This window comes from Vibrio chagasii (genome assembly GCA_041879415.1).
Taxonomy (GTDB): domain Bacteria; phylum Pseudomonadota; class Gammaproteobacteria; order Enterobacterales; family Vibrionaceae; genus Vibrio.
Genome location: CP090852.1, coordinates 246,625 through 272,390, shown reverse-complemented (window position 1 = coordinate 272,390; position 25,766 = coordinate 246,625). Strand labels below are relative to the sequence as shown.

Below are 25,766 nucleotides of genomic sequence, written 5' to 3'. Positions count from 1 at the left end.
TATCACATTTTTCTTGAGGTCGGTTATTTAGAGTCCACGGTAAAGGATTTACCGTGGAGTTTTTATGAAAGAAGTACAATTTCGAACGATAGACAAACTGTTTATCAAAATGTCTATTAACGACAAATTTTGGGTTATTTTCTTAATCTTTCTCGCCGCTGTGGCAAGCTTGTCAGGCTTAAATTACGTTAATAAAGTGGAATATATTGACGCTAGTGCAAAGCATCAAGCCGAGTATAAACTCCAAGGCATTTTGTCAGCATCAGACAACCCTACTAACGTGAGTGGCATTACTCAACAACCTCGTCCACAACAAACTACGATTTCAAGTAATGGTGTTGTGGCTGCAACGGCAATCGCTAATGATGGCAATTATTACTCATTAACCGTTTCTAACAACGATATTCAAAACCAAAAGCAGCAAGCACTGTACACCTTATTACTCAGCTTTTTATGGTGTGTGCCTTTCGGTCTTTTCTGTTACTGGGTCGCAACTTTCTTAGGTGGTGCACTTTGGGTACTTTACACAACCACTCAAAAGATTGGTGACGGTGACCTAACCTCACGACTCGGATTCCACCCTGGACGTGATGAATTTGGTACGATAGGCTGCGCACTAGATCGTTCCATGGATACGTTGACTGAGCTAGTTAACAATGTGAACCAAAGTGCTGCTACGCTTAGTGAAACCTCCTCTTCCTTCGAAACTGAGATGAAACGCAGCGAAACACAAATCATGAGTCAGAACGCTTCTCTCGATTCTGTTGCGACAGCTATGGATCAGATGACGGCTTCAGCGAATGAAGTGTCTAACATTTCTGCACGCTCTACCGAGCAAACTGAGCAAGACGCACAACAAATCAATGACAGCCACGCCAAAGTTCAGCACGCTATCTCAGAGATCACCACACTTTCCTCTTTGATTGAGCAAACCTCTTCTTCAGTAACAAGCCTGAACGTTAACACTAGCCAAATTAATGAAGTAATCACCACAATTAACGCGATCTCAGAGCAAACAAATCTGTTAGCACTCAACGCAGCGATCGAAGCAGCTCGTGCGGGGGAACAAGGTCGAGGTTTTGCGGTTGTTGCCGATGAGGTAAGAACACTTGCAAGCAGAACTCAGTCTGCCACGGTAGAAATCCAAGCGATGATTGAGCGTTTGCAACAAGAGAGCCGAAATATCGCTAAGATCACAGAGCAAACGGTCGACCAAGCACAAACTAGCAGCCAGCTGATTTCTAATATCGGTGACGACGTTAACTCAATCGCCGATTCAGCTCAAGCGCTGATGGATATGAGTATTCAAATCGCCACGTCAGCGGATGAGCAAAGCAACGTAGCAAATACCATTGCAGCTGAGCTTAACGACATTCGCAGTCAATCTGATGTGATTAAAGAAGTGGCACAAAACTCATCGAATGGCGTGTCTAAGTTGACGGAAGCGTCTGTAACCCTATCGCAGACATTGGCGAGATATCGCACCTAAACGTTTGTAGATAACAGGCACCTAGCTCGCGCGAAAGAATCATCTCGTTTATAGAGCAAAGGGGCAACAACAAATAAGGGCTCACATGAGTCCTTTTTTATTGGATGGCGTTAATACCATAAGAAAAATGCGCCACTAACGATGAAGTTATCATTACCATGAAGCAAGTCGCAAAGGAGAGAATATAAATGAGCAAAACTGTCTAATAAACGAGCTTAAGAGTAGTCTATCTATACGGGTCTTATTTTCGCTTACCCTCTTGCTGCAGGTGACACATAATGAATAAAACAGAAGCACCAAACATCGAAGACGTGACATGCCCTTTATGCCAACATGACGAATACCTACTTTCAGAAAGTGGAGAGAAGTTTACTTGCGCATCCTGCGGGTTTCACACAAAACAATTTAGTAAAGTACTCAGCCTTCAACTAGGCGCTAACCCACCAAAGCTGCAGAGTTCGGTTTATCACCACTTGAGCAGTGCTTGCCATTAATCCAGAGAGAAATCTCTTCCAAACTATAGATGTCCTGAGCCGCTAGCTCCGCTGTGTCGGCTTTTGGATTGCCATCTACTGATTCGTCTAGATTTGGTCTTAACCTAAATGACTGAATGCCAGCACGGACCCCTGCTTCTATGCCTTTCAAGGTATCATCAACATAAATACACTCGTTTGGCAAAAAGCCCATATTCATTGCTGTGTACATGATCAAGTCAGGTTCTGGCTTCCAGCTATTTGCATCGAATGCTGAAAACACCTTACCTTTAAAATCGTCGAGCATACCAGTCATCGCAAGGGAAGATTCAACACGAGATTTAGGTGCGTTTGAAGCGATACAAAATTCTATGTCTTGGTTCTTTAGAAACTCAATCAGTTCAACGGCCCCATCCATTGGCTTCAGGTGACGTTGAAACAGTGCTTCTAGTTCTGCTCGATATAATGGCTCTAGTGTGTCAATGGAGATAGACAGGCCCAGGCGTGTCTGTGTGTCCATTAAAATATCGGCTAGCTTCCCCCCTTGAAAGTGAGCGTAGCAGTCGTTGAGGTTTAGCTTGGCCCCAAATTCGCTGAAGACATTGACTAAGGCTTGGCAGCACAGCTTTTCACTGTCGATAAGCGTGCCATCGCAATCAAATATCACACATTTAGTCTGTTCTAACCGCATAGTTCTCTCACTCAGATTAAATCCAAGTTTTATCCTATAGGGTTCTTTCAAAGTGAGGGATGACTGAGGTAACAGTTTATGGATGCACGCTTATTTCTCTTCGCAAAATATGCAGCAGATCACCTTCTGAGCCGCCATAAGCAACAGTTTTCATCAAATCATCACCAGACTCGCAGTATCAATGCCTGAAAGCTTTACAAAAAACTGAAGTTAATAGGAGAAAATATAAATATTAGAATACAAAATCGTTGTACAAAATATTAACTGACTGCCGTCTCTTCTTCGACTTTGGATTGCTCTTCAACCTTGAAGGTATATTCAAAAGCTGCGGTGTCAGGATAAGTATCACGTATCGCGACAAATTCAGGCAAATGTTTTAGAAGTAATCGAGTGAGTTGTGGGTCGAATTGATAACCGCACTCGCGTTCGAATAAATCGACAACCATATCTAAAGACCAAGGTTCTTTGTAACAACGTGCGCTCAGCAACGCATCAAATACGTCCGCTACAGCGGTAATACGCGCGAACAAATGAATCTCCTCACCTGCTTTACCATTTGGATACCCGGCACCGTCCCAACGCTCATGATGTTCATTGGCAATAATTGCCGCAAGGTTAGTAATATCACCCGCACCGCTCTTCAATAAATTATAACCGGCAGTGGTATGAAGCTTCATTACCTCCCACTCTTGCTCGGTTAGCTTGCCCGGTTTATCGAGAATAGACTCAGGAACCGAGATCTTACCGACATCGTGCATTGGGCTGATGATCTCTATCATCTCGACTTCTCTATGACTCAAGCCGCTGTGTTTAGCTAACAGTGCTGACAATTTGGCAACGCGTTTTACGTGATTGCCAGTCTCGCCTGAACGAGTCTCAATGGCTTCACCTAAGACATGAATCATCTCTTTTTGTACATTTAACGTCTGTTTTTGCAGCGCTAGAATCCGTTTGTTCTTTTTGGCTAACTCTTTTTTCTGACGTAAGGTGATAAATTGCATCACGATAATCAAGCTCAAACCTGCGATTACCATGGTTAAGCCCAATAGCAACTGGAAGTTCTTACGTATGAAAGATGAAGGTTCGTTAATGATTACCGATTCTTCTGGAAGTGTACTTTCACGTAATCCGAACTTTTTCATCGCATCGTAATTGAATACAAAACGTATGTTATCACCGGGTACTAACGAGCTTTTAAAACCAAGTGGGACGTACTTATCCAATGCATCGACCGCTTGTTCACCCATACTTTGTGAATGATTCACATATCCGCCAAGAACATCCCCAAGAATGTAAAACTGCCAAAGTGCGAATACGGGTGCAGCGCTCGCCTGAGATATGGTTTCTGCAATTTCGGTATAAGAGTGGTAGACACCTTGCGTCAATTCGGTGTTGTAGTGACTAATCAACACTGCATCATCGGCGGAGATATTTTTCAAATACTCACCCGCCTGCTCTAAAGTCTGATTGCTGATTTCCACAAGATTGATTTGTGGATAGCCCGCCATGACTTTATGAACTTCTTTACGGATCAGCTGAGACGTGACACTGTAATCATTTACAAAGTATAAGTTCTTGATATTTGGGCGTAGCTGAGAAATGAGCTCAATATTAATATCAATATGATCATTCTCATAAAGCACAGTCGCTTTGTCGGTCACGGAGTACATGTCTGTATCTAAGTCATTAATACCAACGGCAACAACAGGTGTTGAACGATCTATGATTGCACCTAGTGACTCAAGGAAATTAGCGGCATTATCATCAGTCGCGATTACCCCATCAAACTCATAACCTGAATATTTTGCTTCGAAGTAATCCACGAGAGAATCGTAGTAGTCTTGGTTATGAATGCGTTTAGTATCTAAATACTCGATAGAGAGTTTTACTTCGCCATGGGATTGCTTGAACGCGTTATCGATCCCCTTTTGGAAATCAGCGGTCCATTGATAGGAAGGTTCGTAGGAGTGTAATACTAGGATTTGTTTAACATCCCAGTCGTTAGCATAAATTGCAGGAGAAAAAGCGCTAACACACAATACAGCGATTGAGATCAATAGCTTGTACATACCGAACCCTTTTTAAAAGACGGTGTATTGTACTCAGATTAACGCTTTCTCAAAGAGTCATTAGTTCTCGAATAATACTTTATAGGTAGAATCTTGATCTTGAGCCCAAAAATCATGTAACTGTTTAGCAAACCCGACAATATTTTGATCGTCTTGGTTAACAATATCTGATATTAGCAGTTCATCGTCACTCGCCGTTACGATGCCACTCGCCACCACATCACCGCTCTTAGTACCTACATACAGCTCATGTTCGTCTGACAACATAATTTGGCTTAAGAATTCTAGAATATTCGCCCTTTCCGCTTCATCTTGATAAGCACTAGCTTGGTTTAGAGAGAAAAGAACCGTCAGTTTGTGAAAATCTACTTTATGCAGTTCGTCAATTTGTGAGGGCGTTTGGTCTTGCGGGAGAAGTTGGTAAGTTTTTTGGGAAAGCTGATTCTTATAGATATCTAGACCTAAAAGGCTTTCTTTCGCGGGGTAAGCAATATCAAGCTGGCTAAACAGCCACTGATTCTTCTTTAATGCGATTTCAGGTATTTCGTTATTCATTCTTTTAGTACCTACAGTTAGTATCCCCAAATATCACAGTTATTTGGCAGACATACGGTCGGCTGAGGCGCCGAACTACATGCTGAGAGCATACAGAGCATCACTAAGGCCAACAAGTACTTTAAATGCTTCATATTTTTCATTATCCAACAACATCCTTTAAGAACTTAACGAAAAGCTCTACACTCGTATTCAAGCTTTCAATTTTCTTATAGTAAACAGAACTATACAAATAAAAAGGACTTCTTATGAAAAAAGCCTTAATAGCAGCCGGTATCATGACAATGTTAGCAGGTTGTTCGGACAACGAGGTTGGCGACGTATCTTTAGGTTTCTTCACAATGAAGGATATTAAGATGTCATCTTTAGACGATGACAAAATCCCGGGCGTAACGTGTCACATAGCTTCCATCGAAGCGAACCTGAGTCTTTCTGATCCAAGTGATAGCTCTATTTCTTGCCGCCAAACGGGTGAAATCACGCCTGAAATGATCGCGCAGATTGATAAGAGTAAATCTGGCGAAGTGGTATTCAAGCAGTCGAAAAGTATTTTCTTCAAAACCATGAAAGTTCGCCGTATTTACGACGCAGAAAACCAGTCCCTGCTCTACTTGTCTTACACCACTAAAGAGACTGAAGGCAGCTTCAAACACAGCCTATCTACTGTTCCTCTGTGGGGTACAGCGGCTTACGTTGATCCAGCAACACTCGTACCAACAGAATAATCAATACGAATCACCTGTACAGACATTGTGCAGGTGATTCAAAATGTAATAAAAATGAAAGAAACAGAAACAAAATGTGATATCATGCGGCAAAATTTTTTCACTGTATTTTTCATATGAAGTTTCCTGGACAGCGTAAATCTAAGCATTACTTTCCAACTCACGCACGTGATCCGTTGGTCAACCAAATTCAACAAACACCTAAACTGCACCGTGCAACGATTGTTGGTGTAGGTCAAACCATTGTTGATATCGAAGCTCGTGTTGACAGTGCGTTCCTTGATAAATATGAGCTGAGTAAAGGTCACTCACTGGTATTGGAAGAAAGTAAAGCCGATGCGCTGTATGAAGAGCTTGTAGAGCGCGGTTTGATTACGCATCAATACCCTGGCGATACTATCGGCAACACACTGCACAACTATTCCGTACTTGCAGACAGCAAATCTGTACTGCTTGGCGTAATGTCTAAGAAAATTGAAGTTGGCTCATTTGGTTACCGTTACCTTTGCCGCACTTCTTCTCGTATGAACCTGAACCACTTACAAACGGTAGATGGCCCAATCGGTCGTTGTTACACGCTAATTACCGAAGATGGCGAGCGTACGTTTGCGATTAACGAAGGACACATGAACCAGCTGCTTCCAGAGAGCATTCCTGAGAAAGTGTTCGAGAAAGCATCGGCTCTAGTCGTTTCTTCGTACCTAATGCGCGGTAACCCTGAAGATCCAATGCCAAAAGCAGTACAAAAGGCGATTGAATACGCGAAAGCGCACAACGTCCCTGTTGTTCTAACGCTTGGTACTAAATACGTGATCGAAGGTAACGCTGAATGGTGGCAAGAATACCTGAAAGAGAACGTAACTATCGTTGCGATGAATGAAGACGAAGGTGAAGCGTTAACAGGCGAAAAAGATCCACTTCTTGCAGCGAACAAAGCACTAGAATGGGTTGACTTAGTACTGTGTACTGCTGGTCCAATCGGCCTTTATATGGCAGGTTACACAGACGAGCTAGCAAAACGCGAAACTACACTTCCACTGTTACCAGGCAATATCCCTGAGTTCAATAAATACGAATTCAGCCGTGCTATGCGTAAACAAGACTGTGAAAATCCAGTTAAAGTATACTCTCACATTGGTCCATACCTTGGTGGTCCACTAGAGATTAAGAACACTAATGGTGCGGGTGATGGCGCGCTTTCTGCTCTGTTACACGACATGGCAGCAAACAGCTACCACTTCGTTAACGTGCCAAACTCAGAGAAACACGAACACACGTGTCTAACATACTCTTCACTATCTCAGATTTGTAAGTATGCAAACCGCGTAAGCTACGAAGTGCTAACACAGCACTCACCTCGCCTTTCTCGTGCACTACCAGAACGCGAAGATAGCTTAGAAGAAACATACTGGGACCGTTAATCGCGTATCTGTCACGTGACTAATACTATCATTTAAAAGGGGCTGCGATATGCAGCCCCTTTTGTATTTAAAGTGGATGTGAGCGTAATTCGAACCCACTAAATCGAATATTTGGCTCATTTAAGATTTGATCTCGCGCAATGACTCTTCAGATCTGTTATCTTCCAGCACATAATCTGTGTGGTTTGCCTTTACTTAGCAAATTTATACAGTACCATCGCCACGCAAACGTTTACGTACCACCTTTCGGTTCTGATATAAGGATCAAATATGCTGTCTGATATCGATATTTGTCGTTCAACACCCCTTAAAAACATCAGTGAGGTTGCTAAGCAAGCCGGCCTACAAGAACAAGAACATCAGCCCTTGGGGCAATTCAAATCAAAGGTGTCTCTAACATCACTCGAACGCCTATCTCAAAAGCCAGATGGAAAACTGGTTGTCGTGACCGCAATTACACCGACACCACTTGGTGAAGGAAAGACCGTGACGACTATCGGTTTAGCACAAGGACTGGCGAAGATTAACCAATCAGCAATGGCGTGTATTCGCCAACCTTCAATGGGCCCAGTGTTTGGTGTGAAAGGTGGTGCTGCTGGCGGTGGTTATTCTCAAGTTGCTCCTATGGACGAGTTGAACCTTCACCTAACTGGTGATATCCATGCTGTAACAGCCGCTCATAACCTTGCCTCTGCGGCTATTGATGCACGCTTGTATCACGAACAGCGTGAAGGCTTACAAGCATTTGAAACTCGCTCAGGCTTGAAAGCACTGGATATAGACCCTAGCAGAATCGTTTGGCGACGTGTACTCGACCATAATGACCGCGCGTTACGTATGATTACCGTGGGTAAAAACGAAACGGATAAAACGATCAACGGCTATGAACGCGAAGATGGATTTGATATCTCAGCCGCCTCAGAGCTTATGGCTATTTTAGCACTGGCCGATGACCTGCAAGATTTACGCAAACGAATTGGTCGTGTCGTACTGGCATACAACAGACAAGGTAAGCCTTTAACAGCAAATGACTTTGATGTTGCCGGTGCAATGACAGTAACAATGAAAGACTCTATCGAACCAACCTTGATGCAGACACTTGAAGGCGTACCAACGCTTATACACGCAGGTCCTTTTGCGAATATTGCTCATGGTAACTCTTCGATTATTGCAGATAAGATCGCACTGAAACTCAGCGACTTCGTTGTAACTGAAGGTGGATTTGGTTCAGATATGGGCTTCGAAAAGGCCTGCAATATCAAAGTTAAAGCATCTGGTAAGAAGCCCGATTGCGCGGTAGTCGTAGCGACATTGCGTGGACTAAAGGCGAACTCTGGTTTGTATGATTTGAGACCAGGAACACCACTACCCGATTCGCTCTTCAGTGACGACAACGACGGGTTACTCTCTGGCTTTGAAAACCTAAAGTGGCACATTAACAACGTTAAGCAATACGGTGTGCCTACCGTAGTAGCGATCAACCGCTTCCCGCAAGATTCTCAACAAGAACTCGACACATTGAAACAGATGATTACAGAGTTCGATAGCAACGTCGCTGTTGAAGTCAGTGAAGCATTTGATCAAGGCGGTGACGGCGTAACTAAACTTGCACAAGCGGTTGTCAAATCATGCCAAAGTGACAGTGACTTTAAGCCCCTTTACCAAACAGGCCAAAGCTTAGAAGAGAAACTCATGGCGGTTGCTGAAATCGGTTACGGTGCCGCGAGTATTACACTCTCCCCGAAAGCAAAGCAGCAGTTGGCTGAGTTTAAACAACATGGCTATCAAGACCTGTCGGTATGCTTAGCTAAAACACCACTCTCTATTTCAACGGAAGCATATATCAAAGGCGCACCAAGCCAATTTGACGTGCCCGTAAGAGAACTAAAACTGTGTGCGGGTGCTGGTTTTATTTACGCTTTATGCGGCAATGTAATGACCATGCCTGGGTTACCAGATAAACCGGCGTTCATGTCGTTAGATATTGATAGTAATGGAAATATTGTTGGTCTTAGTTAGACACCTTTATCCAGATAAATGTCGAAATATCGGGATTTAATCGCCTCGTTTTTCGGAGCACTGTTCTATATTGAGCAATCATTTTATCGTTAAGTGATTGCTCATTAATCAAGCTAAGGTGCACAAAGTTGCACTAAAACCACAGTAATATGCAAATCTTGTTTTAAGTTCTGGGTCAAGATCACATTAAAAACCCTATAAAATATATAGTATTGCGCTGATTCTTTGAGGACAGTGATGAATACAAGTATAAAGAAACTAGTCAGCCAATTTCTGTGCACCGTGTTTGCCCTAGGATTAGTCCCTGCCCTCTATATCAACTCTGAATTCGACAGAGTCGAAGCCCAGCACTCGCTAAACATCAAACAATCTAGCCAAAACCAGATTGAGTACAGCTTTCACGAGCTCGCTGTCATTGTTGAACAAATCTCTAACTCCGTTCCCTCTATAGCAGATTCCAAAACGTTACTTCGAGCAATTAAAGAGCCGTCGGTCATTCACACGGAAGCGTTACAAGATCTGTGGGTAATGCTTGCACGTGGCCAAAAGTACTATTCTCAATTACGCTATCTTGATTTAACCGGTAATGAAGTGTTCCGCATTAATTACAAAGATGGCCATGCTTCAGTTGTTCCGGAACACGAACTCCAAGATAAATCATCACGTAGTTACTTCTCCGCACTTCAAGAACTTAAGATCGGCGAGGTCAGTACTAAAGGCATCGACCTTGAAGTCGAAAACGGTCAGATAGTTCGCCCGTTGATTCCGGCACTGCGGATTATGTCACCTGTCGCAGACAACAATCGCATTATTGGTTACTTCATTGCCAACTTAAACATGCTAGAGATTTATAAACGCCTTCATTACCAAATCGGCGACTCCTCTGCTGTCCCAATTATTCTCAATAAGACTGGTCACATCATCATGGGGCCAGATCCTTCACTGTCTTTTGGTCACGTTATTGAATCACGCTCAGGCCAAACATATGCCAAGCTGTATCCCAAGCTCTGGGCTGCGATAAAAGACAACACATCTTCTAGTTACTTTGATGGTGAAAACTGGTATTTCCATGCTGATATCAGTCCTAAGATCAAGCAGTTTGAAGGCCCTATCTACATGGTACTTCATATAGAGAATCAGCAGTTTAATAGCCAGTACCAACGTGAGAACCACGCCATCGTCGTGCAGATCGTTACCTTAACGGTTTTAATCTCGATGATCTCAGCAGGTTTTGTACTGTGGAACAGAAACCATAAGAAGAACAGTATTGAAAGCCAATTAGCAAAGGCCGCGATGAATGGCATGTCGGCATTGGTCATCACTGACCGTAATAACCGCATCATCAAAGTAAACCAAGAGTTTACTCGAGTCAGTGGTTATGAATTGGAAGACGTAAAAGGTCGCCAACCTTCAATGTTTGCATCAGGGCGTTACAACCAAGAGTTCTACATCAAAATGTGGAGCGTTATTAAGAAGCAAGGTATGTGGGAAGGTGAAGTCGTCAACCGTCGTAAAGACGGGTCGTTGATTACTGAAATACTTCGCATCCAAACCATTAAAGATGCAAAAGGCGTAATCCAGTTTTATGTCGCGTCATTTGTTGATATCAGTAAACACAAAGAGCTTGAGAACAAACTAAGAAACTTAAGCGAAAAAGACGCCTTAGCGGGATGTTGGAACCGCCGCAAGTTTGATCTGGAGCTGCGCGATGAATGCTCCCGTATTAACCGTTACCCTACCCGAGAACACTCTTGTTTGGCGATCCTAGATATCGATCACTTCAAACGCATTAACGATAGGTTTGGTCATGACTATGGTGATCGAGTGATTCAGACCGTTGCTCAAGTATTGCAACGTGAGTGTCGTGAAACTGACTTCGTTGCTCGTATTGGCGGTGAAGAGTTTGGTGTTATTCTTCCTCACACCACAACAGAAGAAGCTGACTACGTGCTTAATAGGCTGCGAATTGCGGTTAGTCTTGAGCTAGACAGTGTTGTTACCGTTAGTGCTGGTATCACGAATCTAACTGGCGACCCTGCCCTAAACTACAAATGTGCCGACCTAGCGCTATACGAAGCGAAAGCTGCAGGGCGTGATAGCGTATGTCTATTCTTAGACACCGAGATGAGTGAAATCGCCTAGCACGAACTAACGCCTAAGCGACCTCATATTCTGAAGGTAATCAGCTCGGTGCAGGGTGAAACTCTAATTTATTTCCATCTACCACTAGAATACAGTCCATCTTTGCTGCGTGAGCAGCTTGTTTACCAAGGTCCGTATCCTCAAACACCACACATTGCTTCGGTTGTAACCCCATACCAAAACAAGCATCTAAGAAGGTATCAGGGTTCGGTTTGTGATTTTTCACGTCTGTAGCGGTAACAAGAATATCGAGCTTGCTAAGAATGTTCGTCTTTTCTAGCAACTGCTCCGCGCTTTTACGCTGGCTTCCTGTTCCAACCGCAATCTTCTTATTTCCTAAATGTTCGAGTAATAACGAATGTGTACAAGGGATGACATCCCCTTTGTCTTCAATCGCCGCGAATGATGCCATCTTGAACTTAGACACCGCCTGCGGGTCGAGAGACAAACCGTATTTGCTGTTCACTTCGCCTGCTATTTTGTAGCTCGGCATGCCGCCTAAGCTATGCAGCCAAGATGCTTCAAAGTGGAATCCAAATTCCTGTGCCGTTTGCTGCCAAGCCTGGACATGAGCCGGCATTGTGTCGATCAACGTACCATCCATATCAAAGATTAATCCTTCATATGCCGTTAAATCTATTTTCATTACTGTTACCACTCTTTAAGAAAGTTACTGATACCATAACCAATATTCAGTATCATGACGCCACATTACGGTTCAAAATGGAAGTTTATGTTACAAATATCTAACTCTGTATCAATTCAAGACTGGGAACTTCAGTTAACCGCGATCAGAGCCCAAGGTGCGGGAGGCCAAAACGTCAATAAGGTCTCTAGCGCAATACACTTACGCTTCGATATCAAGCACTCTACTCTGCCCGATTTCTACAAAGAAAAGTTGTTGGCCTTCAAAGATAGCCGAATTACTAAAGACGGTGTGATCATCATTAAAGCGCAACAATACAGAACTCAGGAGCAAAACCGAGAAGATGCGTTAGTACGCTTGAAAGAACTGATATTGGAAGCAACAAAGGTTCAAAAAGTAAGAAGAGCCACTAAGCCTACACGTAGCTCACAAAGAAAGCGTTTAGAGAACAAAAAGCAAAGAAGCAACACCAAACAACTTAGAGGAAGAGTGAGCTAGCTGCTTCCTTCCCAATGGTGCGCCACTACCAATCAAATAACGGCTCTATTCGCTTTCCCCCACTGTTTCACCCGTAAATATTCACTGTGGCTTTTTAAACGCGAGAATTAGCTTGATCAGCAACATGCGTTCTTCATTTGTGAGCAAGCGACTCACCGCAGCGACGTCTTCGGCCGTTGCATGAGAAGCGCCAACAACATCTAACACCACATCCAGATCTGTCGCTTTCAATGTCCGAATTATCGAGCGATATTGTGACATCTTAATATCTGCTTCACCGCGCTCGATGCGCTGATAAGTTTTTAAGCTCATTCCTGCGCTAGCAGCCAGTTTCTCTTGGGACAAATTAGCTCGCTTCCTACGCTCAATGAGCGCCATGACAATCGGCTCTTGTGACATAAGCTTACTCCCACTAGACAGTTATGACCTATATTCAGCAAGAAGCAGACCATATTGACTCACTCATGTTTACATAAGCTATTAAAGGCATATTATTCGATCCTTAAAAAACCTTACGTATCATAAACATTTACACATACGTCTATAACAACTATTCAGGCTAGTAAACTTGGTCAGCCAAGTCTTAGGAAATAATAAAAATTGCATATTGCGAACAAGAAAGAAGTCGAGTTGGAAATTGCGAATGACTACAAATTAGCGTTTCCTTGTATAAAACAGGCTTTAGATTCAAACACAACACGTGCCGATATTATCGAAGTTCAACACAGACTTCTTACTTACAAAGAGGTCTTACTCCACGGCGATATGCTAGAAGACAAAGAGCTTAAACGTGCTTTTTCCGCTTTAAACACTAATGAGAAAAGTGTCGCGCAAGGCGGAATAAGAAGCATCAATGACGCTATTAAAGAAATGGATGAGATAATCGAACGATACAGTAGGAAAGCCAATTCGGTTTGAGTTACTACTCTATTGTTTATTCGTAACTTAGGTTAGTTAAGCATTGGTAATACTTACTAGCTCAAAGCCATCACAATAAGCCTAGAAACTCAGAAACAAAAAAGTCGACGTCATCATTCGATGAAACGTCGACTTATTCAAAGTCATCAACTTCTAGCGTTTAACCGCTTTTCTCACACCAGCGATCAACATTAGCATGCCTAATAAACCAAACGAAACGCTGCCACCACTGCTAGAGCCCGATGAAGTACGCGCATTCACATAAGCAGTACGCTTAGCATCTGTAGAGACAAACTTAGGTGTTTCATTGCCAGCAACTACACTATCAATCCAATCTTTGTAGTCATAGATCTCTGTAAATACCGAAGTCACAGTAGAGCTTCCCCCACACGTTTCTGGGCCAAAGCTTGTAATACCAACTTGTCGGTAATCCGCGCCGTCTAACCAGTAAACTGGGCCACCAGAGTCACCTTGGCAAGTACCGCCGTATAATTGAGTAAATACACTGAAATCACCGACGAAACAAATCTGATTATCTGTTAAAGCAGAGCCATCAGAGAAAGCCGACGCACACGTAGTGTTATCTACATGGTGAAGCGGTGCTCTTTGCAAAATCGTCGTAGCATCAAAACCAGAACGAGTGTCTCCGTGCCCAACTGCTACAAAGTCATTTACGCCGATACGGTAGCTATCATCTGAAGGACGCTTAACCACATCATTCACTGAATCAATGTTCAATGCACTTTCAAGCTTTAAAACAGCAACGTCGTTACGTAGAAGATCACTTAGGTTATCCGAGTAGTCACTTCGATAGTAAACTTCAACTACGCGCGATTTCTGGATATTACCATTAGGAAATTCAGACGTATCTTCAAGTTGCGGTACCACTGTTGTAAACAGCTGACCTTCTTCATTACCGTAAATACAGTGCGCGGCGGTCAGAATATGAGTCGGATTTAAAATGGTTGCGCCGCAATACGCACCTGTCGAGTACACACCATCGTAATCAATACGATCGATAAACAAACTCGCCATTGAAGGGAAATCGCTAACTGATGCATTGCTGCCATTAACAATATAAGGTGTCACGCCCGCATCAGGAGTCGGTTCAACCGCATTCTCTATAGCCATAACACTTGATGAATAAATCAAAGGCGCTAAAAGACCTACAACGACTTTGTTTATAGGACTAATTGCTTGATTCAAATTCATAGATAACTCCTTGTAACACTTACAACTTATTTATAATGCGAATAGTTCCCAACAATAACATGCTATGGCTTTCAGTATAGCGTGTTTTTGCAACCTCAATACGACATTTTTTAAACATGACAACGAAAAATGACAGGATACTGATGGCCGAAGATCCAATCAAAACAAAAAAGCCTACCGTTAAACATCCCTAAAAAGAGAAGCTAACAATAGGCTTTCGTTATAATTTGTGTTTTATCTTAAAAGAGATTAGCCACGGTAGTAACGTTGAGGTACGAATGGCATTTTTTCTACTGTCATTGGTAGCTTCTTACCACGAACTTCAGCAAATACTTCTGTACCGATAGCAGCAAGATCAGTGCGTACGTATGCCATTGAAACAGGCTTACCCGCGTTAGGACCAGCAGTACCACTCGTTACCACACCTACTTTATTTCCTTCCACATCAAACAGCTCAGCACCTTCACGTACAGGAGCTTTAGTTTGTCCCACTAGGCCAACACGCTTACGTTGAACGTCTTTAGTCGCGATTTGCTCAAGGATGATATCGGCACCTGGGAAACCGCCAGCACGCTCACCGTCAGTACGACGAACCTTTTGAATACCCCACAGAAGACTAGCTTCTACTGGTGTTGTCGTTGTATCTAGATCGTGACCGTATAGGCAAAGACCACATTCAAGACGAAGTGAGTCACGAGCACCAAGGCCAATCCACTCTACTTCAGCTTCTGCCGTAAGTTTACGAGCTAGTGCTTCAGCATGATCGTTCGGTACAGAGATTTCGTAGCCATCTTCGCCAGTGTAACCACTACGGCTTACGATGCATTCAACACCGTCTACATCAACTTTTTGAACGTCCATGAATAGCATGTCTGCAATGCTCGGTTGGAAACGAGCAAGAACTTCAGCCGCTTTAGGGCCTTGAAGTGCTAATAGTGCACGGTCATCAATCACTTCCATCTCAACATCTGCAGGAAGATGAGCGGTAAGGTGGTCGATATCTTGTGTCTTACAAGCTGCGTTAACAACAACAAATAGGTGATCACCTAGGTTAGCAACCATAAGGTCATCCATGATGCCGCCCTGCTCGTTAGTAAAGAACGCGTAGCGCTGCTTGCCAGCGGGAAGATCGATAATATCGACAGGAACTAGAGATTCTAAAACAGCGGCTGCGTTTTCACCGTGTAAACGCAGTTGCCCCATGTGAGAAACATCAAAAAGACCAGCAGCGTCACGAGTATGTAAGTGCTCTTTCTTTACACCTAGTGGGTACTGAACTGGCATGTCGTAGCCAGCGAAAGGAACCATTTTTGCGCCCACTTCTACGTGAAGTGCGTGCAGAGGTGTTTTTAGTAGGTCTTGATTAGCGTGTTCTTGAGTCATTTTCTTCTCCATGAAGCGTTGCAGGCTTTCCAAAGTCGAGTCTGCCGCTTATATCTCTATTTAGAGTCGCTTCTAACGATACGGATTAACGTTAGAAACAGTAGATAGTAAAAAGTGATGTCTTTTATATAGGCTTTTATTACTAGCGATATAAAAAGGGGCTTATGTATAAAAGCTATACGACTCACTTTCTAAGAATTCACTTCAGTAAACTTCAATCAACATGAGTAAACCGTGTTCACTATAGTAAACAAGCCTGAGTCAGTTTTACACCCTTAACAAGATTAAAACAGCTCAAAATGTGACATTTAACAATTTAAAAACAACTTTTAGTCGCATACAAAAACGCGATATTGATGCTTTTAACACCAATATCGCGTCTTTTGGTAAACGTTAGAAACAAAAGCAAACGTTTGCATTCACTATAAGAAATTCTGATTTTGTTAACTTATTTTGCAGTCACCCACAAAATAAGAGCATCTTCTGTACTGGTGGAAATCAACATATGGCCCATGTTGGCGTCGTAATACATGCTATCCCCCTCGCTCATCGGTACAGGTTCATAGAATTCTGAGTAGAACATCACATCACCAGAGATAACCATTAAGAACTCTTCACCATCATGACGAACCCAATCATTATACTCTTCAAAAGTACGTGCTCTAACACGGCTTTTGAATGGCATCATCTTTTTATTGGAAAGCTCAGTCGCCAGCAGTTCATGCTCATAAGTTGGAGTTGGGTGAGGTTTCCCCTGGCCTGCCTTAGTTAAGTCACGACGTCCCGTTGCAACTTTTTTCCTTGGTGGCTCAAAGAGTTGCGGCATGTCAATTTGCAAACCCATTGCCAGTTTCTGCATTGCTTGAAACGTTGGTGAAATCTGTTCGTTCTCAATCTTACTCAACGTAGAGCGTGCTAAGCCGGTACGTTGGCTCGCCTCTTCTAGCGTAATGCCTAACTTGCCGCGGATATCTTTAATACGCTGACCGAGCTTAAGTGGCTCGATATTCTGATCTAACGTTTCCTTCGCTAACGTTAAAGATGGGTACTCATCATAAATGTCTTCTGACATAGGTCCCTCATTCATTTCTTACTTCCTGTCTATTAAATTCATTGTTGCATGAAGCGCTTTGTTGATTAAAGAGCACACAGAGAAATAAAGCGTGCTCCCTGTAGCAAAACGAGAAAAACTGTTTCCTATTGGAAATTTTTGTTGAAAATTGATTTTATCGGAGCTATGTTATCGACTTGTTAGATGAAGAGATGCTACTTCAGCTTGTCGCAAGTGATAGATTTAACATTTGTAAGAGCTGTTTTTTACCCGAAATTTTGGGAACCAATTCGTGCTGCATTGACCCTACAACGATCGCTTTGATGGTGTAGATGTATAAATAAAACGCAAACCGTCTATCTATACAGCTATATAACGCAAACGATACCGATGCAGAAATCTACGTAAGACCTAATGGACTATAAAAACAATCACCATTAGCTTAATGAAAGGTCTCGACAATGAACGCTTACCAAAACCATAGCTTAGACAGTTTTTTCTCTACGAACCTATCTGCGACTGACGACGCAGTATTTGCTGGAATCCAAGCAGAGAACACTCGTCAAAACGAACAAATCGAACTTATTGCTTCTGAGAACATCGTTTCTAAAGCAGTAATGCAAGCTCAAGGCACTTGCCTAACCAACAAATACGCAGAAGGCTACCCAGGTCGTCGTTACTACGGTGGTTGTGAGCACGTAGATACAGTTGAAGCTATTGCTATTGAACGTGCTAAACAACTGTTCAAATGTGAATACGCAAACGTACAGCCTCACTCAGGCGCTCAAGCAAACGGCGCAGTTAAACTTGCCCTACTTCAACCTGGCGATACTATCCTGGGTATGTCTTTAGACGCTGGCGGCCACCTTACTCACGGTGCACGCCCTGCTCTTTCTGGTAAATGGTTCAACGCAGTTCAATATGGTGTAGATCGCGACACACTAGAGATCGATTACGAAGCAGTACGCGCTCAAGCGATCGAATGCCAACCAAAAATGATTATTGCAGGTGGTAGTGCTATCCCACGCGTTATCGACTTCGCTAAATTCCGTGAAATCGCTGACGAAGTTGGCGCTATTCTAATGGTCGATATGGCACACATCGCGGGTCTTATCGCGACAGGTGCTCACCCTAGCCCACTACCACACGCACACGTTGTAACGACAACAACGCACAAAACACTTCGTGGCCCACGCGGCGGTATGATTCTGACTAACCACGAAGACATCAATAAAAAGATCAACTCTGCAGTATTCCCTGGCCTACAAGGCGGCCCACTAATGCACGTAATTGCGGCTAAAGCTGTCGCATTTGGTGAAGCACTTGGCCCAGAATTTAATACTTATATTAATTCAGTGATCGATAACGCAAAAGTTCTTGCTGAAGTGTTGCAAACTCGCGGTTGTGACATTGTGACTGGCGGAACTGATACGCACCTAATGCTGGTTGACCTTCGTCCTAAGGGCTTGAAAGGTAACGTAACTGAAGAAGCATTAGAGCGTGCGGGCATCACATGTAACAAAAATGGCATACCATTCGACTCAGAGAAGCCTATGATTACTTCGGGTATTCGTTTAGGTACGCCAGCTGGAACCAGTCGTGGTTTTGGCACTGAAGAATTCAAACTTATCGGTGAATGGATCGGTGATGTTCTTGATGGCTTAGTTGAAAGCCCTGAAGGCAACGCTGAAGTTGAGCAACGTGTTCGCAAACAAGTTAAAGAGCTTTGCAAGCGCTTCCCTCTTTACCGTTAATCCGTTTTTAAGATTTAAATTAAAACCTCATAAATTTTTGGAGAATAAGCAATGGACAATACACTTAAGTTTGCAGACAGCCACGAGTGGGTAAAAGACAACGGTGACGGTACTGTAACTATCGGTATTTCTGAGCACGCTCAAGAGATGCTAGGTGACGTTGTGTTTGTTGACCTGCCTGAAACTGAAGACGAAATTGAAGCTGGCGAAAGCTTCTCTCTAGTTGAGTCAGTTAAAGCTGCTTCTGATATCTACGCGCCAATCTCCGGTGAAATCGTAGAAATCAATGAAGAACTAGAAGATAGCCCAGAGCTAATCAACGAAGAACCTTATGAAGGTGGTTGGATTGTTAAAGTGAAGATGTCTGATGCGTCTGAACTAGACAACCTTAAAGATGCGGAAGAATACCTAAGCTCTATCGAAGAAGACTAATAGGTAACCTCATTACGATAAAGCTGCTCTTGTGAGCAGCTTAATTTTAGGGGCTAGCTCACGGCTCCAGAGAGAAAGTAGAACGATATCATGACTGAATTACTTCAAAGCCAATTACTGAAAGACTTGGGCACACAAAACGAGTTTGTTGCTCGTCATAACGGCCCAAATAAAGCAGACCAGCAAAAAATGCTTGAAGCGATCAATGCAGCTAGCCTAGATGCACTGATCGACGAAACGGTTCCTGCACAAATCCGTCTTGAAAAACCAATGACACTTGCTGCGCCACTGAGCGAAATGGACATGCTGACCTCTCTTAAAGAGATCGCTAACCTAAACCAAGTGAAACGTACTTTCATTGGCCAAGGCTACTACAACACATTTACTCCAAACGTTATTCTACGTAACGTTTTAGAGAACCCAGGCTGGTACACGGCTTACACACCATACCAACCAGAGATTTCTCAAGGTCGTCTTGAAGCTCTACTGAATTACCAACAAATGGTCATGGACCTTACTGGTATGGAAATCGCGAACGCATCACTTCTTGATGAAGCGACAGCGGCTGGCGAGGCAATGACACTGTGTAAGCGTGCTGGTAAAAGCAAGAGCAAAGTATTCTTCGTTGCTGACGATGTTCACCCTCAAACACTAGAAGTTGTTAAAACTCGTGCTGAGTACATCGGCTTCGAAGTAATGGTTGGCGCTCTTGAAACACTTCCAGAGCAAGACGTATTTGGTGCACTAGTTCAATACCCTGGTACAACAGGTGAAGTTCGTGATCTAACAGACATCATTGCGAAAGCTCAAGCAAACAAAACACTTGTAACTGTTGCGACAGATCTACTTGCTTCTGCTCTACTCAAGCCAGCAGGCGAAATGGGCGCAGATGTAGTAATCGGTTCAGCTCAGCGCTTTGGTGTTCCTATGGGCTACGGCGGTCCACACGCTGCATTCATGGCAACTCGTGAAAAGCACAAGCGTACAATGCCAGGTCGTGTAATCGGTGTTTCTATCGATACGCACGGTAACCAAGCGCTACGTATGGCAATGCAAACTCGTGAGCAGCACATCCGCCGCGAGAAAGCGACATCGAACATCTGTACAGCTCAAGCACTTCTAGCAAACATGGCGTCTTTCTACGCGGTTTACCACGGTGCAGAAGGCCTACGTACTATTGCTCGTCGTACACACCACATGACAGCTATCCTAGCGGCTGGCCTGACTAAAGCGGGTTACGAGCTAACGAACAACAGCTTCTTCGATACCATCACAATCAACTCCGAAGAGAAGACAGATGCACTGTACGCGAAAGCGCAAGCAGCAGACATCAACCTACGTCTACTTCCAGGTAAGATCGGTATCAGCTTAGACGAAACAACCACAGTGGATGATGTGAATGCCCTATTCGCTATCTTCGACGTGAAAGAAGACGTTCAAGCACTATCTTCTGACATTGCATCAAACGAGTTTGCAGCAATTCCAGAAAACTGCCGTCGTGAATCTGAGTTCCTAACTCACCCAGTATTCAACACGCACCACAGCGAAACGCAAATGATGCGTTACCTAAAACAGCTTGAGAACAAAGACTTCTCACTAACGCACGGCATGATCCCACTTGGCAGCTGTACGATGAAGCTGAACGCTGCTGCTGAGATGATCCCAGTAACATGGCCTGAGTTTGGTTCTATTCACCCATTCGCACCTCTAGAGCAAGCGGCTGGTTACACAGCACTAGCGAAAGATCTTAAAGAGAAGCTATGTGAAATCACCGGTTACGACGATTTCTCACTACAGCCTAACTCTGGTGCATCTGGCGAATACGCAGGTCTAATCGCGATTCAACGTTACCACGCAAGCCGCGGTGAAGCTCACCGTAACGTTTGTCTGATTCCAAGCTCTGCGCACGGTACTAACCCTGCAACAGCATCTATGGTTTCAATGAAGGTTGTCGTTGTTAAGTGTGATGAAGATGGCAACATCGACATGGCTGACCTAGCAGCGAAAATCGAGAAGCACAAAGACAACCTATCAAGCATCATGATCACTTACCCTTCTACGCACGGCGTATACGAAGAGCAGGTGAAAGAAGTGTGTGAACAAGTACACGCAGCGGGCGGTCAGGTTTACCTAGACGGCGCGAACATGAACGCTCAAGTAGGTCTAACTTCTCCTGGCTTCATCGGTTCAGACGTATCTCACTTGAACCTTCACAAAACATTCTGTATCCCACACGGTGGTGGCGGTCCGGGTATGGGTCCTATCGGCGTTAAATCGCACCTAGCACCTTTCCTACCAGGTCACATCGAAAACGGTGTACAAGGTTCTGACTACGCGGTATCAGCAGCAGATCTAGGTAGTGCTTCAATCCTACCTATCTCTTGGGCTTACATCGCTATGATGGGCGAACCTGGCCTAACAGACGCGACTAAAGTTGCGATCCTGAACGCGAACTACGTGATGGAAAAACTACGTCCTCACTACCCTGTTCTTTACCGTGGTACTAACGGCCGCGTAGCGCACGAATGTATTATCGATATTCGTCCACTAAAAGAAGAAACAGGCATCAGCGAAGAAGATATTGCTAAGCGTTTAATGGACTTCGGTTTCCACGCGCCGACTATGTCTTTCCCAGTTGCTGGCACGCTAATGGTAGAGCCAACTGAGTCAGAAGACTTGGAAGAGCTAGACCGTTTCTGTGAAGCGATGATCGCAATCCGCCACGAAATGGCAGCAGTGAAAAATGGTGAATGGCCACTAGACAACAACCCTCTAGTGAACGCACCGCACACACAGGTTGACCTAGCTGGCGCAGAATGGGATCGCCCTTACTCTCGTGAACTTGGTTGTTTCCCATCGAAAGCAACGAAGAACTCGAAGTACTGGCCTACTGTTAACCGTGTAGACAACGTATACGGTGACCGTAACCTAATCTGTTCTTGCCCAAGCATCGATAACTACGAAGACTAATTCGTAGCGACGCTAAGCAGCGAAACATAACAAAGGCGAACCAAACGGTTCGCCTTTTTGTTTTTGGAGACTCAATCATTTCAACCTGAGAGGCAAAGATCTCGTCAGCAACACATATTGATTTTTATTGTAGTTGCTGAATATCTAAGTTTTGGTGCTATTTCTAACGCCAGTAATAAACTTATCTACTTCCGTATAGAACTTGCCCGGTTCGTTTTGCACCCAGTGGTTTGCGCCTTCAAATGAAACATTGTCTAGCGTGCTAATAAATACTTTCGCACGTTCACAACCCTCTAGGCTGTCAGTACCCCAAAAATATACTTTAGGTATGGATAAGTTTTCGAAGATCTGTCCCCAGCCAACCACGCCACGGACATCTTGAGTCGCATGTTGTCCGAAGATTTCACTCGCGGTTTGACCAAGAACCTCTGGCTCACATCTTCTAACTGATGAAAGATACTTAACACCCGCTCCGTGTCCCCAAGCCATAGGGAAACGTTTTGAGAAACCTTCTCCTTTCACCCAGCTCGCAAATTCGTCGCGACTTAATTCAGTATATGTATCTGCAATAATCTGGGATAGGATGATGCTTTCTTCGTGCAATCCGCCTTCAGCATTAATAAAACCACGCACGATGCCTCTCGTGTCGTATTCACAAACCAACGTCGATGTATCGCCTCCCCAAGAGTGCCCAAGTAGAAAGCAATCATGGATGTTCAATAGGTCGAGTGCTTTCAATATTCGCTTTGCTTGAGCTTCAGTTGAATGGGATACATTCGAAGCAGGAGAATAGCCATAACCACACAGGTCGAACATGACTAAGTTGTAATTCGGGAGCCAATCCAACGCGTCGGCAAAACATAAATGCGACTCACCCAACCCATGAATTAACACCAACGTTTCCTGAGACTCTTTGATATCAGTCGACAAGCAATAAAGCTGGTCATCATCGATCTCTAACCACTTTTCTATCAACATATTACCCTCTCAGTTCTAACCACAGAGTTTGGATTTATCTTACCGAATCCAACACGATAAGAAAGGTAAATTTGGTCAAGTTTTATAAACTCATTGACCTTACCGTAAGGGAAAGGTTTAAGGTGAAATGAATCCAACAATGAATTAGGAAACGATGATGGGATGTTGCAATAAAGCGCCAAAAGGTGGAGCCCCTCTAGGCTTGCTTCTAAAAGTAACACTTGGGATAGGTCTTTTTGTGTTTCTGCTGGCTTTGTGGCAGTAAGATGCAGTACTAGGTTTAAAGTTAAGAAGTGATGGTACGAACAAGATAGATAGCGCCAAGTTGATATTGGCGCCATAGTTGTGTGGTAGGTGTTTACCCTATTGGCTTACATGTTCCTAAAAACGCACTTTGATACTTATAGGATTCAATTACACCTTGCTCATCCGTAATAAAAGTATACGTGCAACTGTCATTGAAGATCCTATATTCCGCCTCAATCAGACCATCATCTTTAGACTTCATTTGGTAGGGTTCTCCCCACAGCTCTACAAGTTTATCTATATGATGCCCGGTCCAACTTTCACCAAAGTAGCTCTCAGTAACAAGTAAAGAGCAACCACTTAGGACGAGCGCAAACGCTAAACTCAGTAGTCTTAATTTCATAACGGTTAACCTAATCATTCATACGGATGCGAGGGTAACAATTAAATGATTCACATAAAAGATAAAGCGAGGGCGCGTTAAATCCGTGTTATAACCATCACAACCTACCCTTACCTCGGAGCAAGTGAAACTCTATAAATCCAATGCTTGACCGTATACGGTAAGGTGTTTATATTGTCGCCGCCCAAATGGGGCACATCCTAAAATGCACACCGGCCATCCTGCCATCACTGGTGCATTTATATTGGTGTTTTGAACTTCCATGCTAACGAAACTTCGTCCTTTTACTCGTGAATCGGGTGCGCTTATGCATCTTTCGATTCCAATCATTTTGACTCAAATAGCTACCCAGGCGATGGGATTTGTCGATACGACAATGGCTGGCCAAGTAAGCCCCGCCGATCTTGCTGCTATTGCACTTGGCACGAGCCTTTGGATTCCTGTGTTGCTGCTACTACGTGGTGTGATTATGGCATTAACGCCTGTAGTCGCTTATCACCGTGGCGCTCGCGACTTCCAAAGTATCTCTGTCGAGTTTTTCCAAATGGTATGGCTTGCATTAATTGCGAGCGTGCTTCTCATCGCTTACCTCGTAAGTGCGAAACCTATCTTAGAATGGATTGGTGTGGCTGCTGAGATTATCCCTATTGGCAGTGACTATGCGTTTGCCCTAGCCTTTGGTGTACCGGGTATTGCCCTGTTTTACACTTTAAACGGCTTCTGTGAAGGTATGAACAACACCAAAGTACCGATGATCATTTCGGTCATTGGTTTGTTGATTAATATTCCAGTCAACTACGTGCTTATCTACGGTAAATTTGGTTTCCCTGAAATGGGTGCGGTAGGCTGTGGCTGGGCGACAAGCTTAGTGTATTGGCTCATGTCGGGTATGCTGTATTCCTACATTAAAGGTCATCATCACTACAAGACGATTATTAGCTTTACAGATGCGAAGCCAAAAGCAAAAGAGATGCTTCACCTTCTAAAGCTAGGTTTACCTATCGGTATGAACATCGCTGTATGTGGCAGTATCTTTGCGGTCATCGCATTGATGATTGGCCGTATTGGTGCAGAGAACGTGGCAGCAGCGCAAATCGCTCTCAATATATCGAGCCTGACTTACGTGATCCCGATGAGTATCTCATTTGGTATTACGATTCGTGTTGGTCACGCTTTGGGTGAAAAAGACGAACTTGGCGCGATTGAGCGCAGTAAAGTCGGTATTTTAGTGGCAGCATTAATCTCGTTGCTTTCGGTAGCGATGTTCCTACTGTTCCCTGAATTAATCATTAGGCTTTACACGACAGACCCAGTAATCAGCGCTACGGCGGCAGTGTTATTGACCTTTACCGCTATGTACCAATTCAGTGATGCTCTGCAAACCTCTGCAAATGGTGCTCTGCGTGGCTATAAAGATACTAAGATCCCAATGATCTTAGCTATCGCTTCATACTGGGGCTTAGCGCTACCTATGGGTATGGTGTTGGGCTTAACCGACTACGTGGTTCCAGCAATGGGCGAAGAAGGCTTTTGGATTGGTATTCTAACTGGCTTGAGTGTCTCAGCCGCTCTGATGCTACTTCGCTTACGATACGTGATTAAGAAGCGTGACGTGCCACCAGCAGATGCGATAACGACAAATTGAGTTGAACCAATCAACTAATACAAAAAAGCGCGTTACTGCCCATTGG

At 43.8% G+C, this 25,766-nt stretch carries 20 protein-coding genes; 11 read left to right on the top strand and 9 right to left on the bottom strand.

Annotated elements, in window-relative coordinates; all coding sequences use genetic code 11:
- Window positions 1-64 precede the first annotated feature (64 nt).
- Window positions 65-1,489: a methyl-accepting chemotaxis protein gene (locus L0991_15205; GenBank protein ID XGB64899.1), complete on the top strand. Its 1,425-nt coding sequence runs from the start codon at window positions 65-67 to the stop codon at window positions 1,487-1,489.
- A 435-nt stretch (window positions 1,490-1,924) separates the two neighbouring features.
- Here L0991_15205 and L0991_15200 read toward each other — a convergent pair whose 3' ends face one another.
- The 3 genes from L0991_15200 to L0991_15190 form a co-directional block, all read right to left on the bottom strand.
- A complete protein-coding gene (locus L0991_15200) occupies window positions 1,925-2,653 on the bottom strand; it encodes an HAD-IA family hydrolase (protein ID XGB64898.1) in 729 nt (242 codons plus the stop codon).
- 260 nt (window positions 2,654-2,913) lie between these two features.
- Window positions 2,914-4,722 carry an HD domain-containing protein gene (locus tag L0991_15195; protein ID XGB64897.1) on the bottom strand — a complete coding sequence of 603 codons (1,809 nt, stop codon included), beginning with the start codon at window positions 4,720-4,722 and terminating at the stop codon, window positions 2,914-2,916.
- Between the two features lie 60 nt (window positions 4,723-4,782).
- Entirely contained in the window at window positions 4,783-5,277 is a 495-nt protein-coding gene (locus L0991_15190) for a hypothetical protein (GenBank protein ID XGB64896.1), read from the bottom strand.
- Window positions 5,278-5,525: 248 nt separating this feature from the next.
- Here L0991_15190 and L0991_15185 point away from each other — a divergent pair, with 248 nt between their 5' ends.
- From L0991_15185 to L0991_15170, 4 genes are all read left to right on the top strand, one after another.
- Window positions 5,526-6,002 carry a CreA family protein gene (locus tag L0991_15185; GenBank protein XGB64895.1) on the top strand — a complete coding sequence of 159 codons (477 nt, stop codon included), beginning with the start codon at window positions 5,526-5,528 and terminating at the stop codon, window positions 6,000-6,002.
- 116 nt (window positions 6,003-6,118) lie between these two features.
- On the top strand, window positions 6,119-7,423 hold the full coding sequence (locus tag L0991_15180; GenBank protein ID XGB64894.1) for an inosine/guanosine kinase: 1,305 nt from the start codon (window positions 6,119-6,121) through the stop codon (window positions 7,421-7,423).
- 270 nt (window positions 7,424-7,693) lie between these two features.
- Window positions 7,694-9,442: a formate--tetrahydrofolate ligase gene (locus L0991_15175; GenBank protein XGB64893.1), complete on the top strand. Its 1,749-nt coding sequence runs from the start codon at window positions 7,694-7,696 to the stop codon at window positions 9,440-9,442.
- Between the two features lie 237 nt (window positions 9,443-9,679).
- Window positions 9,680-11,584 carry a diguanylate cyclase gene (locus L0991_15170; GenBank protein ID XGB64892.1) on the top strand — a complete coding sequence of 635 codons (1,905 nt, stop codon included), beginning with the start codon at window positions 9,680-9,682 and terminating at the stop codon, window positions 11,582-11,584.
- Between the two features lie 40 nt (window positions 11,585-11,624).
- Here L0991_15170 and L0991_15165 read toward each other — a convergent pair whose 3' ends face one another.
- Window positions 11,625-12,230: a beta-phosphoglucomutase family hydrolase gene (locus L0991_15165; GenBank protein ID XGB64891.1), complete on the bottom strand. Its 606-nt coding sequence runs from the start codon at window positions 12,228-12,230 to the stop codon at window positions 11,625-11,627.
- A gap of 87 nt (window positions 12,231-12,317) precedes the next feature.
- Here L0991_15165 and arfB point away from each other — a divergent pair, with 87 nt between their 5' ends.
- Entirely contained in the window at window positions 12,318-12,728 is a 411-nt protein-coding gene (gene arfB, locus L0991_15160; protein ID XGB64890.1) for an aminoacyl-tRNA hydrolase, read from the top strand.
- A gap of 81 nt (window positions 12,729-12,809) precedes the next feature.
- Here the strand turns inward: arfB and L0991_15155 are convergent, their stop codons facing one another.
- Window positions 12,810-13,127, bottom strand: coding sequence for a helix-turn-helix transcriptional regulator (locus tag L0991_15155; GenBank protein XGB64889.1), 318 nt, complete (start codon window positions 13,125-13,127; stop codon window positions 12,810-12,812).
- 201 nt (window positions 13,128-13,328) lie between these two features.
- Here L0991_15155 and L0991_15150 point away from each other — a divergent pair, with 201 nt between their 5' ends.
- Window positions 13,329-13,646 carry a hypothetical protein gene (locus L0991_15150; GenBank protein ID XGB64888.1) on the top strand — a complete coding sequence of 106 codons (318 nt, stop codon included), beginning with the start codon at window positions 13,329-13,331 and terminating at the stop codon, window positions 13,644-13,646.
- Between the two features lie 153 nt (window positions 13,647-13,799).
- On the opposite strand, the gene L0991_15145 is transcribed toward L0991_15150, so the two are convergent.
- From L0991_15145 to L0991_15135, 3 genes are all read right to left on the bottom strand, one after another.
- The gene (locus L0991_15145) at window positions 13,800-14,858 is read right to left on the bottom strand and encodes a trypsin-like serine protease (protein XGB64887.1); all 1,059 of its coding nucleotides are present in this window, start codon (window positions 14,856-14,858) and stop codon (window positions 13,800-13,802) included.
- Window positions 14,859-15,107: 249 nt separating this feature from the next.
- The gene (gene gcvT, locus L0991_15140) at window positions 15,108-16,241 is read right to left on the bottom strand and encodes a glycine cleavage system aminomethyltransferase GcvT (GenBank protein XGB64886.1); all 1,134 of its coding nucleotides are present in this window, start codon (window positions 16,239-16,241) and stop codon (window positions 15,108-15,110) included.
- Between the two features lie 448 nt (window positions 16,242-16,689).
- Complete coding sequence (locus L0991_15135) at window positions 16,690-17,313, bottom strand: XRE family transcriptional regulator (GenBank protein ID XGB65452.1); 624 nt, start codon at window positions 17,311-17,313, stop codon at window positions 16,690-16,692.
- Between the two features lie 440 nt (window positions 17,314-17,753).
- Here L0991_15135 and L0991_15130 point away from each other — a divergent pair, with 440 nt between their 5' ends.
- The 3 genes from L0991_15130 (at window position 17,754) to gcvP (ending at window position 22,448) form a co-directional block, all read left to right on the top strand.
- Window positions 17,754-19,046: a serine hydroxymethyltransferase gene (locus tag L0991_15130; protein ID XGB64885.1), complete on the top strand. Its 1,293-nt coding sequence runs from the start codon at window positions 17,754-17,756 to the stop codon at window positions 19,044-19,046.
- 51 nt (window positions 19,047-19,097) lie between these two features.
- Window positions 19,098-19,478 (top strand): glycine cleavage system protein GcvH, encoded by a 381-nt coding sequence (gene gcvH / locus L0991_15125; GenBank protein ID XGB64884.1) that lies wholly within the window; start codon window positions 19,098-19,100, stop codon window positions 19,476-19,478.
- A gap of 90 nt (window positions 19,479-19,568) precedes the next feature.
- Window positions 19,569-22,448: an aminomethyl-transferring glycine dehydrogenase gene (gcvP, locus tag L0991_15120; protein XGB64883.1), complete on the top strand. Its 2,880-nt coding sequence runs from the start codon at window positions 19,569-19,571 to the stop codon at window positions 22,446-22,448.
- A 144-nt stretch (window positions 22,449-22,592) separates the two neighbouring features.
- Here the strand turns inward: gcvP and L0991_15115 are convergent, their stop codons facing one another.
- Window positions 22,593-23,426: an alpha/beta hydrolase gene (locus L0991_15115; protein XGB64882.1), complete on the bottom strand. Its 834-nt coding sequence runs from the start codon at window positions 23,424-23,426 to the stop codon at window positions 22,593-22,595.
- 911 nt (window positions 23,427-24,337) lie between these two features.
- On the opposite strand from L0991_15115, the gene L0991_15110 reads away from it, so the two are divergent.
- Window positions 24,338-25,720, top strand: coding sequence for an MATE family efflux transporter (locus tag L0991_15110; GenBank protein XGB64881.1), 1,383 nt, complete (start codon window positions 24,338-24,340; stop codon window positions 25,718-25,720).
- Window positions 25,721-25,766 lie beyond the last annotated feature (46 nt).